Here is a 16306-nt window from a genome sequence, read left to right as displayed (position 1 = left end):
TGGGCCGCCCCGCGGCCCACCCGCCGCCCCCGACGACGACCCGACGAAGAGAGCCTCGCTCGCATGTCCTCCCTGCACCCCGACCCGACCACGCTCGACCTGAGTACCGAGGAGCGCCGCCGATTCGCCGACCTCGCGACGGCGAGCCACCGGATCATCACCGGCCACCAGGACCCCGGTGGCGCCTACCCCGCCAGCCCGGGCTTCTCGGCGTACGCCGGCTACGCCTGGCTGCGCGACGGCGCGTTCACTGCCGAGGGCATCTCCCGGTACGGCGACGCCGACTCGGCCGGCCGGTTCCACGACTGGGCCGCGCGCACCCTGGCGCGGCGGCGCGAGCAGGTGGACGGCCTCCTGGCGATCCTGGCTGAGGGCCGGAGCCCGGCGCGCGTGGCGATGCTGCCCACGCGGTTCACGTTCGCCGGCGAAGACGGAACCGACGACTGGTGGGACTTCCAGACCGACGGCTACGGCACCTGGCTGTGGGCGGTGGTCGCGTTCGCCCGCCGGCACGGCCAGGGCCTGGACCGGTGGCGCAGCGGCGTCGAGGTCGCCGTCGACTACCTGACCGGCTTCTGGTCCTCACCGTGTTACGACTGGTGGGAGGAGCACGCCGAGCACCGGCATGTCTCGACCCTCGCCGCCATCCACGGCGGCCTCCGGTCGGTTCTCGGGGCCGATGCGTTGGACCCTGCGCGGGCCGACGCCGCGGCGTCCGCGATCGCCGAGATCCGCGAGCTGGTCCGCCGGCGGGGTGTTGCGGACGGCCATCTCACCAAGTGGCTGGGAACCGACGCGGTCGATGCCTCGCTGGCGTCCGCGGTCGTGCCGTTCGGTCTGGTCTCCGACCACGACCCGCTCGCGGCCGGAACGCTTCGGGCGGTCGCTGAACAGCTCGACAACGGTGGCGGGGTCCACCGGTTCCGCGACGACGTCTTCTACGGCGGTGGCCAGTGGCTGCTCCTCTCGGCCCTGCTCGGCTGGAACCTCGCCGAGCGCGGCGAGACCGATGCCGCGCTCCGCTACCTGCGCTGGGTCGCCGGCCAGGCAACCGCGGCCGGCGAGCTCCCCGAGCAGGTGTCCGGCCACCTCCTGCACCCCGGGCACCGTCAGGAGTGGATCGACCGCTGGGGGCCGGTAGCGACCCCGCTGCTGTGGTCGCACGGCATGTACCTGATCCTCGCCGACACCCTCGGCCTGCTGCGCGAGGAGGGCGACCGGTGAACCCGGCGGACCGCCCTCCGGTTACCCACCGTCCACACGGCATCGAGCACCCCTATGTGCAGTCCGCCGACCAGCGGTGCCCGGTGCTGCCCCTGGCCGGCAGCACCTGCCGGATCGGAGTCACCGCCGACCCGGCCGTGGTCGCGGTCCGCTGCGAGTGGGGGGACCAGGTGCTGGCGATGACCCCACGCACCGTCGATGCCGCCGACGCGGCCGCCCTCGCCGGCGGCGAGGGCCACCTGGCCGAGGCCCAAGCGAACATGCTCGAGGCCGACGGGGCGTGGACCCTGGAGACCCCCGTGCTGGTGGAGGGCTGTCGCCTCACCTATCGGTTCGTGGCCGTGACCGCCGACGGCGTGGAGGTCGCGACGCCGGCGTACCACGTCGCACCGGCGGTCTGGTCGGCGAGCCACCCGGGTCGTCTCCAGGGGGCGGCCGACCGGCTCGTGCCCGGGAGCACGTCGTGGCTCGTCAGCCCCGACGGCGTCCACCGGGTGCGGTTCGCGCTGGCCCTGCGGCCCGGCGACCACGTCGTCGGGTTCGGGGAGCGCTTCGACCGGCTGGACCAGGCCGGCCAGCGCCTCGACGCCGTGGTGTTCGAGCAGTACAAGTCGCAGGGTCGGCACGGGCGGACGTACCTCCCGATGCCGTTCGCCCACGTGGTCGGTGCCGACGGCGAATCGTGGGGCTTCCATGTCCGCACCTCGCGGCGCACCTGGTACGACGTCGGCGCCAGCACCCCGGAAGCGCTGGTGGTGGAGGTCGATCTGGGTACGGGCGGGGACATCGTGGACGTCGGCATCTACGACGGCACGCCCACCGAGGTGCTGACAGAGTTCCTCGACGAGGTCGGGCGCGCCGAGGAGCTCCCGGAGTGGGTGCTGCGGCTGTGGGCGTCCGGCAACGAGTGGAACACCCAGCGCCTGGTGATGGATCGGATGGACCGCCACCGCGAGCTCGACATCCCCGTCGGGGTCGTCGTGATCGAGGCGTGGAGCGACGAGGAGGGCATCACGATCTTCCGGGACGCCCGCTACGAGCCGAACCCCGACGGCCGGGCCCATGACGCAGCCGACTTCGCCTACCCGCCGGACGGCGCCTGGCCGGACCCGCACGGCATGGTCGACGACCTGCACTCCCGGGGCATCAAGGTGGTGCTCTGGCAGATCCCACTCCAGAAGACCGACCCCGAGCTGACCGGCCAGGTGCGGATGGACGCCGAGGCGATGGTGCGCGAGGGGCACGCAGTGCTCGAGGCCGACGGATCGGCGTACCACAACCGCGGATGGTGGTTCCCGCGGGCGCTGATGCCTGACCTCTCGGTGCAACGCACCCGCGACTGGTGGACGGCCAAGCGCCGCTACCTGCTCTCCGACCTCGACGTCGACGGCTTCAAGACCGACGGCGGCGAGCACGCCTGGGGGCACGACCTGCGCTACGCCGACGGACGACGTGGCGACGAGGGCAACAACCTCTTCCCCGTCCACTACGCGCGCGCCTTCGGTGACCTGCTGCGGTCCGAGGGCAAGGCGCCGGTGACGTTCTCGCGCGCCGGCTTCACGGGGTCGCAGGCGCACGGGGTCTTCTGGGCGGGTGACGAGGACTCGACCTGGGAGGCCTTCCGGAGCTCGGTGACCGCCGGTCTGACGGCCGCAGCCTGCGGCATCATCTACTGGGGCTGGGACCTGGCGGGCTTCTCGGGCCCGGTGCCGGACGCCGAGCTCTACCTGCGGGCCGCCGGCGCCTCGGTGTTCATGCCGGTCATGCAGTACCACTCCGAGTTCAACCACCACCGCCCGCCGTTGCGCGACCGGACGCCGTGGAACGTGCAAGAGGCGAGCGGCGACGAGCGGGTGGTGCCGGTGTTCCGGCACTTCGCGCGGATGCGTGAGCGGCTGGTCCCCTACCTCGCCGAGCAGGCACGAGCGACGGTCGCCACGGACCGGCCGCTGATGCGGCCGCTGTTCTTCGACCACCCTGCCGACCCGGCGCTCTGGGCGCACCCCCTCCAGTGGAAGCTGGGCGACGGCATGCTGGTCAACCCGGTCACCGAGCCCGGCGCGACCGCGTGGTCGACGTACCTGCCCGCAGGCCAGTGGGTCGACGCGTGGACCGGGACGGCGTACGCCGGCGAGCAGGTCGTCACCGCCGAGGAGCTGCCCCTCGACCGGGTCCCCGTCTACCTCGCCGCCGACGCCGCGCCCGGCCTCGCCGCGGTGTTCTCCGAATGACCTCATGAACGCCGGCTTCGACGCGCTCCTCGACGCGCTGGTGGCGACCGCGCAGGCGAGCGACGACGTGGTCGGTCTGGTGGCGTTCGGGTCGACGGCGGATCGCAGCAGGACCGACGCCGGATCCGACCACGACTTCGCCTGGATCACGGTTTCCGGCGCGGCGCCGAGGTGGCGCCGGGACCCCCGGTGGCTCCCCGACTCCGATCGGATCGTCCTCCACGTGATCGAGCACCACGGTGGCGTGAAGGTCATCTACGAGGACGGGCATCGGCTGGAGTTCGGTGTCGCGGAGCTGCACGACTTCGCCACCTGGGCCGGCGCTCCGGCCCGGGCCCTCGTCGGCGGCGACGCGGTCGAGGCTGCTGTGCGGCAGGTGGTCGCCCGCCGGCCGGAGGGCGCCCCGGACGCCGCGCGCTCCGCGCGGCTCTTCGTCACCCAGCTGCTGTCCGGGATGGAGCGCTACCACCGGGGCGAGCTGCTCAGCGCCTCCGGCCTGATCCGTGGCGAGGCGGTCGAGCACCTCCTCCGGACCGTCACGCTGCGCCTCCCCGGCGACCTCGAGTCGCTGGATCCGCTGGACCCGCGCCGTCGCTTCGAGCTCGTGCACCCGCGGCTCGCCGACCGGATCGAGCACATCTGTCGTCAGCCGCTGGACGTGGCCGGATCTCAACTCCTCGACCTCGCTGTCGAGGAGCTCTCGCCCGCGTGGGCCGAGTTCCCGCACGCGGCGGTGGCGGCCGCGCGCCGGCGGGTCGCCGCGCTCGGGTAGCGCGGTCGCGGCCGCCCCCCGTCACGAGTCGAAACCGAGCCCCAGCGCGTCGAGGGTCCGCAGGAACAGGTTGCGTCGGCCCTGGCGGTGGTCGGCGCGGTCCAGCGACCAGCGGGCCAGGGCGATGCCGGCGCTGGCGACCGGACCGGGCGGGAACGGCACCGGCCGACGCCGGACCATCTCCAGCTCGGTGCGCTCGGTCTCCAGGCCGGCGAGCCGGTCGAGCATCACCTCGGCGGCGAACCGGGTCGCACCCACGCCGAGGCCGGTGAAGCCGGCGGCGTACGCCACCCGGCCCCCGGCCGCCAGGCCGTGGAACGCGGCGAACCGGGTCGAGGTGTCGATCGCGCCGGCCCACCGGTGGGTGAAGGTGATGCCCTCGAGCTGCGGGAACACGGTGAGGAAGTGGGACGCCAGGCGCCGGAACGTCTCGGGGCGCTCCTCGTGAGCGGGGTCGACGCGCCGTCGGTGGATGGCGTCGTACCCGCCCCACAGGATCCGGCCGTCGCTGGTCAGCCGGGAGTAGTGGAACTGGTTGGCCAGATCCGCGAGCCCCTGCCGGTTCGACCACCCGATCGCGGTGCGCTGCGCCGCGCTCAGCGGCTCGGTCATCAGCACGTAGTCGTAGACCGGGACCGTCAGCGACCGGGCCCGCCGCACCAGCGCCGGGAACGCGTTCGTCGCCAGGGCGACCCGCTCGCCGGCCACGGTCCCGGCGGCGGTACGCACCGTGACCGGTCCGGAGCCCGGGGTGTCGAGGCCGACCACGCGGGTGCGCTCGTGCACCTCCACGCCGAGCTCCGCCGCGACCCGCGCCAGCTCGCGGGCCAGCCGTGCCGGGTGCACCAGGGCGCAGTCCGCCCGGTCCCAGTCGCCGGCCAGGAAGACCGGGCTGTCGATCTCGCGGCGTACGGCGTCGCCGTCGAGGAAGCCCGGCCCGGGGGAACCGTCGGGTGCGCGCAGCCACCCGACCTGGTGCTCCTCCACCGCGACGCTCAGCATCCCGGTGCGCTCGAACTGACAGTCCAGGCCGAGGGTGCGGACGTCGTCCTCGAGCGCGTCCAGGTTCTCCCGGCCGAGCCGCTCGAGCACGTCGTACTCCTCGGGCCAGCGGGCCCGGCCGTTCTCCTCACCGTGCGTCAGGCTCGCCTCGCAGAACCCGCCGTTGCGGCCCGACGCCGCCCAGCCCACGGTCTCGGCCTCGAGCAGCACCACCCGGGCCGCCGGGTCCCGGCGCTTGGCGAGCACCGCGGTCCACAGCCCGCAGTAGCCGCCGCCGACGACGGTCAGGTCGGCGTGGGTCGCACCGCGCAGCGGTGGGTACGTCGCGGCCGGGCCGGCGTCCTCGAGCCAGAAGACCGCGGGCCGGGACGGCGCGAGCGCTGCCCGGACCGCGGCCTCCGGGGGCGCGAGTCGCTCGTAGACGGTGGGCTGGGCACCCCTAGGCCTGCGCATGGACGTCGCCGGCCTTGAGGGCGTCGTCCAGGATCGCGAGGCCCTCGCGGGCCTCCTCCTCGCTCATCGTGCACGGCGGCACCAGGTGGATCCGGTTGGTGTTGGAGAACGGAAGCATCCCAGCCGTCTTGCAGGCGGCGACCACCTCGCCCAACGCGGCCGGCTCGAGCATCGCCCGGGTGGCCCGGTCGGTGACGAGGTCCAGGGCCCAGAACACGCCCACGCCGCGGACGTCCCCGATGCACGGGTGCCGCTCGGCCAGGTCGGCGAGGCCCGGGCCGAAGACCTCGCGGCCGAGCCGCTCGGCGTTCGCCACGATCCCTTCCTCGCGCATCGTGTGGATGGTGGCGACCGCCGCCGCGGTGGCCAGCGGGTGGCCGGAGTACGTGAGCCCGCCCGGGTAGGGGCGGTGGGCGAAGGTGTCCGCGATCGGGTCGCTGATGATCACCCCGCCCAGGGGGACGTAGCCGGAGTTCACGCCCTTGGCGAAGGTGATCAGGTCCGGGGTGACGCCGTACCGGTCCAGCGCCAGCCAGGTCCCGGCGCGGCCGAAGCCGGCCATCACCTCGTCGAGGATCAGCACGATGCCGTACCGGTCGCACAGCTCGCGGACGCCGGCGAGGTAGCCCGGCGGCGGCTCGAAGATCCCGGCGGTGCCCGGGATGGTCTCCAGCAGGATCGCCGCGACCGTGTGCGGTCCCTCGGCCTCGAGGGTGCGGGCCAGGTGGTGCAGCGCCCGCTCGCACTCCTCCTCGACCGTGGTCGCGTGGAACTCCGAGCGGTAGAGGAACGGACCGAAGAAGTGCACCGTTCCGGCGGTCGCGGTGTCACTGGGCCAGCGCCGCGGGTCGCCGGTCAGGTTGATCGCCGTCTGGGTGCCGCCGTGGTAGGAGCGGTACGCCGTCAGCACCTTGAACCGTCCGGTGTGCAGCCGGGCCATCCGGACGGCGTGCTCGTTGGCGTCGGCGCCGCCGTTGGTGAAGAACACCTTCTCGAAGCCGGCCGGCGCGAGGTCCGCGATCAGCGCGGCGGCCTGCGAGCGCTGCTCGTTGGCGTGCTGCGGGGCGATCGTGCAGAGCCGGTCGGCCTGCTCCTTGATCGCCGCGACCACCCGCGGGTGCTGGTGGCCGATGTTGGTGAAGACCAGCTGGCTGGAGAAGTCCAGGTAGCGCCGGTCGTCCTCGTCCCACACGTAGGACCCGCGGGCCGCGCTGATCACCATCGGCGTGATCTCGGCCTGGGCGGACCAGGAGTGGAAGACGTGCTTGCGGTCCAGGTCGTACGCCGTGCTCATCTGCGTGCCCCTCGTTCAGTGGTTCTTCGGGAAGGCCAGCTCGAGGCCGCCGGCGCTGCCGGGGTCGGGCCAGCGGGTGGTGACGACCTTGCCCCGGGTGAAGAAGTGCACGCCCTCGATGCCGTGGGCGTGGGTGTCGCCGAACAGCGAGGCCTTCCAGCCGCCGAAGGAGTAGTACGCCATCGGGACCGGGATCGGGACGTTCACGCCGATCATGCCGACCTCGACGTCCTGCTCGAAGGCGCGGGCGGCGCCGCCGTTGCCGGTGAAGATCGCGGTGCCGTTGCCGTAGCGGTTCGCGTTGACCAGCTCGATCGCCTCCGCGTAGGTCTCGGCGCGGACCACGCTCAGCACCGGGCCGAAGATCTCGTCGGTGTAGATGCTCATCTGCGGGGTGACGTGGTCGAACAGCGTCGGTCCGAGCCAGTGCCCGTCCTGCTCGCCGTCCGCGTCGACCTTGCGCCCGTCGACGACGAGGGCGGCGCCCTCGGCCTCGCCGGCGTCGACGTACGACGCCACCTTGTCGCGGTGCGCCGCGGTCACCAGCGGCCCCATGTCCGACTCGCGGGTGCCGTCGCCGACGCGGAGCCCGGTGGTGCGTGCAGCGATCCGCTCGACCAGGTCGTCGCCGGTGCCGCCGACCGCGACGACCACGCTGATCGCCATGCACCGCTCGCCGGCCGATCCGTAGCCGGCGCTGACCGCGGCATCGGCGGCCAGGTCGAGGTCGGCGTCGGGCAGCACCACCATGTGGTTCTTCGCCCCGCCCAGGGCCTGCACCCGCTTGCCGGTGCGGCTCGCCCGCTCGTAGACGTACTCCGCGATCGGGGTGGAGCCGACGAAGCTGATCGCCGCGACGTCCGGGTGGTCGAGCAGCCCGTCCACGGCGACCTTGTCGCCCTGCAGCACCGTGAAGACGCCGTCGGGCAGGCCGGCCTCCTGCCAGAGCCGGGCCATCCAGATCGCGGCGGAGGGGTCCTTCTCGCTGGGCTTGAGCACGACCGCGTTGCCGGCCGCGATCGCGATCGGGAAGAACCACATCGGGACCATCGCGGGGAAGTTGAACGGGCTGATGATGCCGACCACGCCGAGGGGCTGGCGGATGCTGTGCACGTCGACGCCGGTCGAGACCTGGGGGCTGTTGCCGCCCTTGAGCAGGTGCGGGATGCCGCAGGCGAACTCGACCACCTCCTGGCCGCGGGACACCTCGCCCAGTGCGTCCGAGAGCACCTTGCCGTGCTCGGCGGTGATGATCGCGGCCAGCTCGGCCTTCCGCTCGTTGAGCAGCTCGCGGAACCGGAACACCACCTGGGTGCGGGCGCTGATCGAGGTCCGCGCCCAGGCGGTCGACGCCGTCTTCGCCGAGGCGACCGCGGCGTCGACGTCGGCGCCGTCCGCGAGGACCACCTGGCCGGTCACCTGTCCGGTGGCGGGGTTGGTGACGTCGCCGAGGCGGGTGGCCGCGCCCGGCTGCGGGAGGCCGTCGATCCAGTGCGGGATTGTCGTCGTCATGCGCCGATCGTGCCCCAACCGCCCGGCTGCGGCGAGGGACGATCCGTCGGGTATCGACGTCTGTATGCGACACTGTGTCGCATGCCGGTCACCATCAGGGAAGCGCTGTCGCTGCCGGCTCTGGCCGACGGTGATCCGGTCGTGCTCAGCGGCGACGCGGTCCTGGACCGGCCGCTGCGGTGGGTGCACATCTCCGAGGTGAGCGACATCGGCACGGTCCTGTCCGGCGCCGAGCTGGTGTTGTCGACCGGTCTCGGGATGGCGGCGTCGGCCGCTGCCGCGGACGACTTCGTCCGACAGCTGGTCGAGGTGGGCGCCGCGGGGCTGGTGATCGAGCTCAGCGCGGCGTACCCGTCGGTGCCCGAGCCGGCGCTGCGCCGAGCGCGCGCCGCCGGCTTCCCGGTCGTCGCGCTGAACCGACCGGTGCGGTTCGTCGACGTCACCGAGGCGGTGCACCGCACGATCGTCGCGGAGCACTTCGACGAGGTGGCCTTCGCCGGGCGGGTGCACGAGACGTTCACCGAGCTGGGCCTGGCCCGAGCGCCGATGTCCCGGCTGGTCGAGGCGGCGGCCGATCTCGCGGACGGGTCGGTGGTGCTCGAGGACCTCGCGCGCCGGGTGCTCGTCGCGGCCGCCCGCGACGAGCCGGTCGACCGGCTGCTGACCGACTGGGAACGCCGGTCACGGCTTACGCCGTTCCTTCGCGCGAGCGGCCGGGGTGGCCCGGAAGGCTGGCTGACCACGCCGGTCGGCATCCAGGGCGGCGCATGGGGCCGGATCGTGGTGACCGCGCCGCGCGACGGCGACCGGGCGCGGCTCGTGGCGGAGCGCACCGCACAGGCGCTCGAGCTCGGCCGGATGATCGAGCGGGACGAGACCTCCCTCCAGCTCCGGGTCCACGGCGGCTTCCTCCTCGACCTGCTCGATGGCCGGCTCGGCGCCGAGCCGGTGGCGGCGGCGCGGCTGCGCGCGCTCGGGGTGCCCGGGGCGGATGCGTACGTGGGTGCCGTCGCCCGGCTGCGGTCCGCTGCTCCGGTGGACCGCCTGGTCGGCGTGCTCGGCGACGTCCCGGGGCTGGTCGGCGTGCTCGACGCGGTGCACGTCGGGCTGCTCGTCCCGGCCGACACGGAGCTCGACCGGCTCGCCCGTGCCCTGGCCGACGCCGAGCCCGGCGCAGTGCTAGCGGTCGGTCACCCCGTCCCGAGCGTGCTCCTCGTGGCCACGTCGATGCGGTCGGCGCGGGCGGTCTCGGACGTCGCGGTGACGATGCCCCCGCGGGCCGGCGGCTGCTTCCGGCAGTCGGACATCCGGCTGCCCGGCCTGCTGATGTCGTTGCGCGGCGACGCCCGGCTGCAGGAGTTCACCGAGGTGGAGCTCGGCACCCTGCTCGAGCACGAGGCCCGCCACGGCGGTGGCCTGGTCGAGCTGCTGCGCCAGTTCCTCGCCGTCGGCGGCAACAAGACCGAGCTCGCCCGGGTCGCCCACCGCAACCGGACCTCGCTCTACCCCGCGCTCCGCCGGCTCGAGGACCTGGTCGGCCACCCGCTCGACGACCCCGCCTCCCGGCTCTCGCTCGGGGTCGCGCTGCTCGCCCACGACCAGCACCGCCTCCTGTAGCGGCGGCTACTCGGTGGCGGCCAGGGTCGCGCCGAGGCCGATCATCATCACGCCGCCGGCGACACCGAGCTTGTCCAGCCGCGTCGGGCGCCGCGCGAACCAGTCGCGCGCCTTGCTGGCGGCCAGCGCCCAGACCGAGTCGGACCCTGCCGCCATCACGCCGAAGACCAGGCCGAGGAGGGCGAGCTGGAGCCCCGCGTGCCCGGCCGGCTCGTTGACGAACTGCGGCAGGAAGGCCACGAAGAACACGATCGTCTTGGGGTTGGTCAGCCCGACGGTGAAGCCGATCCGCAGCGAGCGCAGGGCGGACGCGCGCGCGACCGTCAGGTGGTCGACGGCGACCAGCGCCGCCCGGGCGTCCGCGCGGTGCCGGATCGCCTGGATGCCGAGCCAGACGACGTACGCCGCGCCGCAGATCTTCAGCACGACGTAGGCCTCGGTGCTCGCCGCGACCACGGCGCCCAGACCGGCGGCGACGAACATCACCTGGGTGGTCACGCCGATCGCGTTGCCGACCACCGACAGCAGGGCGTCGCGGCGCCCGACCGTCAGCGCCCGGCCGATCGTGAACAGCAGGCTGGGGCCCGGGACCTGGATGAACAGGGCGCTGGCCACCACGAAGGCGATCCACTGGTTCGACGTCGGCACCGGGCCATTCTGCTGCCTCCACGGGCGTGCGTGCAGACTGTTCGCGGGCGAGCGAGGTCGGCGGCGCCCTCGGACGAGGAAGGACGGCGGTCATGGCGGCTGGGCATGCGCATCGCGCCCACCGCGGGCACCGGCACAGCCAGGCTCCCGGACCGGTACCCGGTCACGGTCCTGGCCACGGTCATGGCGGCGCGGGCGCGGAGGTCGAGATCTCCCGCGGCCCGCGCACGGTCCTGCTCTCGGCGCTCGTGCTGGCGGCCGCCGTGGCGATCGCCGGGCTGGTGCTGCTCTGGCCGAACGGGTCCGAGGTCGACAAGATCACCGAGAGCGTGCCGTTCGCCGCTCCCGGCGTCACCTTCCCGAACGCCGAGGTCGATCGGGTGCACCCGCCCTGCGCCGGCCCCGGAGACCGGTCGGAGGACTGCGGCCTGCTGGACGTCACCGTGGTGGAAGGCCCCGGGAAGGGCGACCACGCGTCGGTCCGGGTCGCCCCGCACGTGGCGGACTCCGGCCTGCAGCGCGGTGACGAGGTGAAGCTGCAGCGCACGCCCGGGCAGGACGGCGGGGACACGGCGTACGCCTACTTCGGCACCGACCGGAGCACCCCGCTCTTCGTGCTGCTGCTGGTGTTCGTCGGCCTGGTGCTGGTGGTCGCGCGGTGGCGCGGGCTCTTCGCGCTCGTGGGCCTGGCGTTCAGCGGGCTCGTGCTGTGGGAGTTCGTGCTCCCGGCGCTGCTCACCGGCGAGTCCGGACTGCTGGTCGGCCTGACCGCGGCCGCCGCGATCATGTTCGTGGTCCTCTACACGACCCACGGGTTCTCGCTGCGCACCAGTACGGCGTTGGCCGGCACGCTGGTCGGGGTCGGGGTGACCGCGGGCCTGGGGGTCTTCGCGACCCGCGCGACCCGCCTCACCGGCATGACCGACGAGACCGCCGGGATCCTCTCGAGCCTGGTCGGCGGGCTGGACTTCCACGGGCTGTTCGCCTGCGCGACCGTGATCGCCGGGCTGGGCGTCCTCAACGACGTCACGATCGCGCAGTCCTCCTCGGTGTGGGAGATCCGCGCCGCGGCACCGACGATGAGCCGGGCCGGGGTGTTCGCGAGCGGGATGCGGATCGGGCGCGACCACATCGCCTCGACGATCTACACGATCGTGTTCGCCTACGCCGGCACGGCGCTGGCCGTGCTGCTCATCCTCCAGCTCTACGGCCTGCCGTTCGAGGACCTGCTGACCACAGAGGACATCACCGAGGAGATCGTGCGCACCCTGGCCAGCAGCATCGGGCTGGTGCTCGCCGTACCCCTCACCACCGGGATCGCGGCGCTCGTCATCCCCGGGCCTCTTGCTTATTCGGATAAGGATGCTTTAGAGTAGTAAGCATGAACCTCACCGAGCGCGAGCAGGAGATCGTGACCCTGCTGCGGCGCGATCCGCTCGTCAGCTCGGCGGCGATCGCCGAAGCGCTCGGGACCACCCGCGCCGCCGTCAACGTGCATGTCTCGAACCTCACCCGCAAGGGCATCGTCCTCGGCCGGGGCTACGTGCTGAACGAGGGCCCCTCGGTGGTGGTCGTCGGCGGCGCCAACATGGACGTCAAGGCCCGCAGCACCCGCGCCGCCGTGGTCGCCACCAGCAACCCCGGCACGGCCGCGATGGCCGCCGGCGGGGTCGGTCGCAACATCGCCGAGAACCTGGCCCGACTCGGCACCCGGACCCACCTGGTCGCCGCGATCGGCAGCGACGCGCTCGGGGACCAGGTGCTCGCCGCGACCTCGAACGCAGGGGTGGTGGTGGAGCACGTACGCCGCAGCGCCCGGTCGACCGGCACCTACACCGCGGTCCTCGACGCCGACGGCGAGCTGGTCGTCGCGGTCGCCGACATGGCCGCCACCGACGAGCTCCTGCCTGACCAGGTCGCGGCGGCGCGCGACCTGGTGTCCGCCGCGTCGCTGGTCGTCCTCGACGGGAACCTCTCGACCGGCACGCTGCGCTACGCCCTCGACCTGGCCGCGGAGGTCGGCACCCGGGTGCTGCTGGACCCGGTCAGCGTCCCGAAGGCTGCCGCGCTCGCGCCGCTCGTCACCGTCGACCGGCCGGTGTTCACGGTGACCCCCAACCGCGACGAGCTCGCGGCCCTGACCGATCTCCCGACCCGGACCCGGCGCCAGCAGGAGGCGGCGGCGCGGGCCCTGCACGACCGCGGCGTCCAGCTGGTCTGGGTGCGGCTCGGCCCGGCCGGCTCGCTGCTCAGCTCACCGACCGGCGTCGTCGCCCTGGAGGCCGTCCCGGCGGGGGTGGCCGGGGAGGTCACCGACGTGACCGGCGCGGGCGATGCGATGACAGCGGCCTTCTGCCACGCCCTGCTGACCGGCTCCGACCCGGCCGAGGCCGCGGCGTACGGCCACGCCGCCGCCGCCCTCACCGTCGCCAGCACCGACACCGTCCGAACCGACCTCACCGACCGACTCGTCAGGAGCCTGCTGTCATGACCGCACCTCACCCCCTGCTCACCCTCACCGACGAGGTCGCCGACGCGCTGCGCGACGGCGCCCCGGTGGTCGCGCTGGAGAGCACGATCATCAGCCACGGGATGCCCTACCCGCAGAACGTCGCGATGGCGACCGAGGTCGAGGGGATCATCCGCGCGGCCGGGGCAGTGCCGGCGACCATCGCCGTCCTCGAGGGCCGGCCGCGGATCGGGCTCACCGCCGACGACCTCGAGCTGCTCGCGAGCGACGAGGACGTGGCGAAGGTCAGCGTGCGGGACCTGCCGTTCGTCGTCGCCCGCCGCAGCCACGGCGCGACGACGGTCGCCGCGACGATGCGCCTGGCCGCCCTCGCCGGCATCCGCGTCTTCGTCACCGGCGGCCTCGGCGGCGTCCACCGCGGTGCCCAGCAGTCCTTCGACGAGTCCGCCGACCTGACCGAGCTCGGCAGCACCGACGTCGCCGTCATCTCCGCCGGGGTCAAGAGCATCCTCGACATCGGCCTCACCCTGGAGCGCCTCGAGACCCTCGGAGTCCCGGTCCTCGCCTACGGCTCGGACGAGTTCCCCTCCTTCTACTCCCGCTCCAGCGGCCACGCCGCCCCGATGCGGGTCGACTCCGCCGCGGAGGTCGCCGCGGTGATGGCCGCCAAGTGGGACCTCGGCATCGCCGGCGGTGTCGTCGTCGCGAACCCGATCCCCGAGGCCGACGAGATCCCCGCCGACGAGATCGGCGGGATCATCGAGCAGGCGCTCGCCGACATGGCGGCCCGGGGCATCCACGGCAACGAGGCGACGCCGTACCTCCTCGGCCGGATCGTCGAGATCACCGGCGGCGCCTCGCTGACCGCGAACATCGCGCTGGTGCGGGCCAACGCGCGACTCGGCGCATCGATCGCGCGGGAGTACGCCGGCCTCAGGTGACCGTCGCACCCGTGCGCAGAGCAGCGCAGGGCGTGCGAGGGTCGGTACGGGTCGCGGTGGTCGTCGGGTGGTGGCGGCGGGCCGAAGGTCGGTGGTCGGTCTACGTGCGTCTGGTGAAGGCGACCTTCCCGCCGGGCAGTGTCGTGGTCTGGTAGGTGGGGTCGTGGGCTCGGGTGTGGTGCTTGGGGCACAGCAACCGGCCGTCTTTGACCGAGGGACCGCAACCACCGCCGACGGTGAGCCGCAGCAGGGTCGGGGCCGGCGCGGTGGCTTCGAGGCTCGCTGCGCTCGCGCCTCAACCACCGGCATGGCAGCGCCCTGCCTTGCCGGCGGGGTCTCGACGGGCTCGACCACCGGAGGCGGCTCGCGCCTCGACGACCCGGCGGCGCCCCTGGTCCAGACCGGCGTATCAGCCGCGCACATGCCGACTCCTGGTGCGACGTCCGACCCCGATGAAGCTCCGGAGTGTGCCCGCATGAACCCCATCACCGTCCATCCCGTCGTCGCCCTCGTGGAGATCCACGATGACGTCCGCGACGAGGACTCGCGGCGGTGCTCGGGCCGGATGGATCGGGCGATCCGGGCGGCGCGGACCGCGCGTCACGCTTTGGAGCTCGTTGGCCTCTGACCCGCGCCTGACCTGGCCGACCACCGCCCGCTGGTGATGCTGGACCCGCCGGAGCACACCGCGTTCCGCAAGCTGGTCGCGCGCGGCTTCACGCCTCGCCAGGTCGCGACGCTCGAGCCGATGGTGCGCGCGTTCGTCGTCGAGCGCCTCGAGCGGCTGCGTGCAGAGGGCGGGGGCGACGTGGTCGAGACGCTGTTCAAACCGCTGCCGACGATGGTGGTCGCGCACTACCTGGGGGTGCCCGAGGACGGGCGCGAGCGGTTCGCCGCCTGGACCCACGCGATCGTCTCGGCGAGCTCGGCCGGTGAGGTGCTCGGTGCCGCCGAGGCGCTCGGCGAGCTGATGGCGTACTTCACCGAGCTGATCGACCGGCGCCGCGGCGAGCCGGGCGACGACACGGTCTCGCACCTGGTCGCGGCGGGCGTCGGCGACGACACCCGCGGCCTGCTCTCGATCCTCGCCTACATCTTCACCGTCGTGACCGGCGGCAACGACACCACCACCGGCATGCTCGGGGGGACCGTGCAGCTGCTCGAGGCCGCGCGCGACCAGCGCCGGCTGCTGCTCGACGACCCGGGGCTGGTCCCCGACGCGGTCGAGGAGCTCCTCCGGCTCACCTCGCCCGTGCAGGGCCTGGCACGCACCACCACCCGCGACGTCGAGCTGCACGGCACGAAGGTCCCGGAGGGCCGCCGGGTGCTCCTGCTGTACGGCGCCGCCAACCGCGACCCGCGCCGCTACGGCCCGGACGCCGACGAGCTCGACGTCCGCCGCCGCCCCACCCAGATCCTCACGTTCAGCCAGGGCAGCCACCACTGCCTGGGCGCGGCCGCGGCCCGGCTCCAGGCACGGGTGGCGCTCGAGGAGCTGCTGGCCCGGTGCCCGGACTTCGCCGTGGACCTCGACGGCGTCGAGTGGCGCCGGGCCCCTACGTGCGCCGCCCCACCCGGGTGCCGTTCCGGGTCGCGGCGTGAGCGGGCAGCGCCCGCCGGGCGACGGTCGGGGGAGTCCCGAGCGGATCCTCGACGCGGCCGCCGAGCTCTTCGCCGGCCGGGGCGTCGGCGGCGTCGGCATGGGCGAGATCGCCCGGGCGGCCCGGTGCTCGCGGGCCACGCTCTACCGCTACTTCCCCGACCGGCACGCGCTGCACCTGGCCTTCGTGCACCGCGAGGCACGCCGGGTCGGCGCCACCGTGGCCGCCGAGACCGCGGGTCTGGCCGATCCCCCCGAGCGACTCGCGGCCGCCGTGCTCGCGTCGGTGCGGCTGGTGCGCGAGGCCCCGGCCCTGCTCGCCTGGTTCGGCGCGGCCGACGCCGCCACGACCGCCGAGCTCGCCCAGTCCAGCGCGGTGGTCGAGGCGCTCGGCCGAGGCCTGGTCGACGACGAGGACGCCGCGCGCTGGTTGGTGCGCGTGATCGTCTCCCTGCTGACCGTCCCCGGCCGCGACGACCACGACGAACGCGCGCTCGTCGAGCGGTTCGTCGTTCCCGCCGTCGCAACCACCCCGTGGTAGG

General features: G+C 73.8%; 13 protein-coding genes and 1 pseudogene. 9 read left to right on the top strand and 5 right to left on the bottom strand.

Annotation, left to right across the window (positions count from 1 at the left end; translation table 11 throughout):
• Window positions 1-63 precede the first annotated feature (63 nt).
• Genes NOCA_RS24905 through NOCA_RS24895 form a run of 3 tightly spaced genes read left to right on the top strand, consistent with a single transcriptional unit; the run spans window position 64 to window position 4227 of the window.
• Window positions 64-1224, top strand: coding sequence for a glycoside hydrolase family 15 protein (locus tag NOCA_RS24905; RefSeq protein ID WP_011758054.1), 1161 nt, complete (start codon window positions 64-66; stop codon window positions 1222-1224).
• Window positions 1221-3455, top strand: coding sequence for a glycoside hydrolase family 31 protein (locus tag NOCA_RS24900; protein WP_011758053.1), 2235 nt, complete (start codon window positions 1221-1223; stop codon window positions 3453-3455). The genes NOCA_RS24905 and NOCA_RS24900 overlap by 4 nt, the downstream gene beginning before the upstream one ends.
• 4 nt (window positions 3456-3459) lie before the next feature.
• Complete coding sequence (locus tag NOCA_RS24895; RefSeq protein WP_011758052.1) at window positions 3460-4227, top strand: hypothetical protein; 768 nt, start codon at window positions 3460-3462, stop codon at window positions 4225-4227.
• A 21-nt stretch (window positions 4228-4248) separates the two neighbouring features.
• Here the strand turns inward: NOCA_RS24895 and NOCA_RS24890 are convergent, their stop codons facing one another.
• The 3 genes from NOCA_RS24890 to NOCA_RS24880 are packed head-to-tail and all read right to left on the bottom strand — an operon-like array spanning window position 4249 to window position 8488.
• Window positions 4249-5682, bottom strand: a complete 1434-nt coding sequence (locus NOCA_RS24890; RefSeq protein WP_011758051.1) for an NAD(P)/FAD-dependent oxidoreductase — start codon at window positions 5680-5682, stop codon at window positions 4249-4251.
• Window positions 5669-6976 carry an aspartate aminotransferase family protein gene (locus NOCA_RS24885; protein WP_011758050.1) on the bottom strand — a complete coding sequence of 436 codons (1308 nt, stop codon included), beginning with the start codon at window positions 6974-6976 and terminating at the stop codon, window positions 5669-5671. Before NOCA_RS24885 ends, NOCA_RS24890 begins: the two co-directional genes overlap by 14 nt.
• A 15-nt stretch (window positions 6977-6991) precedes the next feature.
• Window positions 6992-8488 (bottom strand): CoA-acylating methylmalonate-semialdehyde dehydrogenase, encoded by a 1497-nt coding sequence (locus NOCA_RS24880; RefSeq protein WP_011758049.1) that lies wholly within the window; start codon window positions 8486-8488, stop codon window positions 6992-6994.
• Window positions 8489-8569: 81 nt separating this feature from the next.
• Between NOCA_RS24880 and NOCA_RS24875 the strand changes: the two genes are divergently transcribed.
• On the top strand, window positions 8570-10105 hold the full coding sequence (locus NOCA_RS24875) for a PucR family transcriptional regulator (RefSeq protein WP_041546964.1): 1536 nt from the start codon (window positions 8570-8572) through the stop codon (window positions 10103-10105).
• A gap of 6 nt (window positions 10106-10111) precedes the next feature.
• Here the strand turns inward: NOCA_RS24875 and NOCA_RS24870 are convergent, their stop codons facing one another.
• Window positions 10112-10753 (bottom strand): LysE family translocator, encoded by a 642-nt coding sequence (locus tag NOCA_RS24870; protein ID WP_011758047.1) that lies wholly within the window; start codon window positions 10751-10753, stop codon window positions 10112-10114.
• Between the two features lie 92 nt (window positions 10754-10845).
• Between NOCA_RS24870 and NOCA_RS24865 the strand changes: the two genes are divergently transcribed.
• From NOCA_RS24865 to NOCA_RS24855, 3 genes are read left to right on the top strand one after another with little or no spacing between them, the layout of a single operon-like run.
• Window positions 10846-12129: a YibE/F family protein gene (locus NOCA_RS24865; RefSeq protein WP_011758046.1), complete on the top strand. Its 1284-nt coding sequence runs from the start codon at window positions 10846-10848 to the stop codon at window positions 12127-12129.
• A 5-nt stretch (window positions 12130-12134) separates the two neighbouring features.
• Entirely contained in the window at window positions 12135-13244 is a 1110-nt protein-coding gene (locus NOCA_RS24860; RefSeq protein WP_011758045.1) for a carbohydrate kinase, read from the top strand.
• Entirely contained in the window at window positions 13241-14164 is a 924-nt protein-coding gene (locus NOCA_RS24855; RefSeq protein WP_011758044.1) for a pseudouridine-5'-phosphate glycosidase, read from the top strand. The genes NOCA_RS24860 and NOCA_RS24855 overlap by 4 nt, the downstream gene beginning before the upstream one ends.
• 409 nt (window positions 14165-14573) lie before the next feature.
• Here NOCA_RS24855 and NOCA_RS28545 read toward each other — a convergent pair whose 3' ends face one another.
• A complete protein-coding gene (locus NOCA_RS28545) occupies window positions 14574-15461 on the bottom strand; it encodes a hypothetical protein (protein ID WP_274378286.1) in 888 nt (295 codons plus the stop codon).
• On the opposite strand from NOCA_RS28545, the pseudogene NOCA_RS28540 reads away from it, so the two are divergent.
• Together NOCA_RS28540 and NOCA_RS24845 are read left to right on the top strand one after the other, a co-directional pair.
• Window positions 15417-15611: pseudogene (locus NOCA_RS28540) on the top strand (cytochrome P450); the annotation flags it as partial. The gene NOCA_RS28545 and the pseudogene NOCA_RS28540 overlap by 45 nt on opposite strands.
• A 151-nt stretch (window positions 15612-15762) precedes the next feature.
• Entirely contained in the window at window positions 15763-16305 is a 543-nt protein-coding gene (locus NOCA_RS24845; protein ID WP_041546960.1) for a TetR/AcrR family transcriptional regulator, read from the top strand.
• The last annotated feature ends 1 nt before the right edge of the window (window position 16306 follow it).

Source organism: Nocardioides sp. JS614 (genome assembly GCF_000015265.1).
In the GTDB taxonomy this organism is placed as follows: Bacteria; Actinomycetota; Actinomycetes; order Propionibacteriales; family Nocardioidaceae; genus Nocardioides.
Note: the sequence above shows the minus strand (reverse complement) of the source record. Positions and strands in the feature narration are given on the sequence as shown.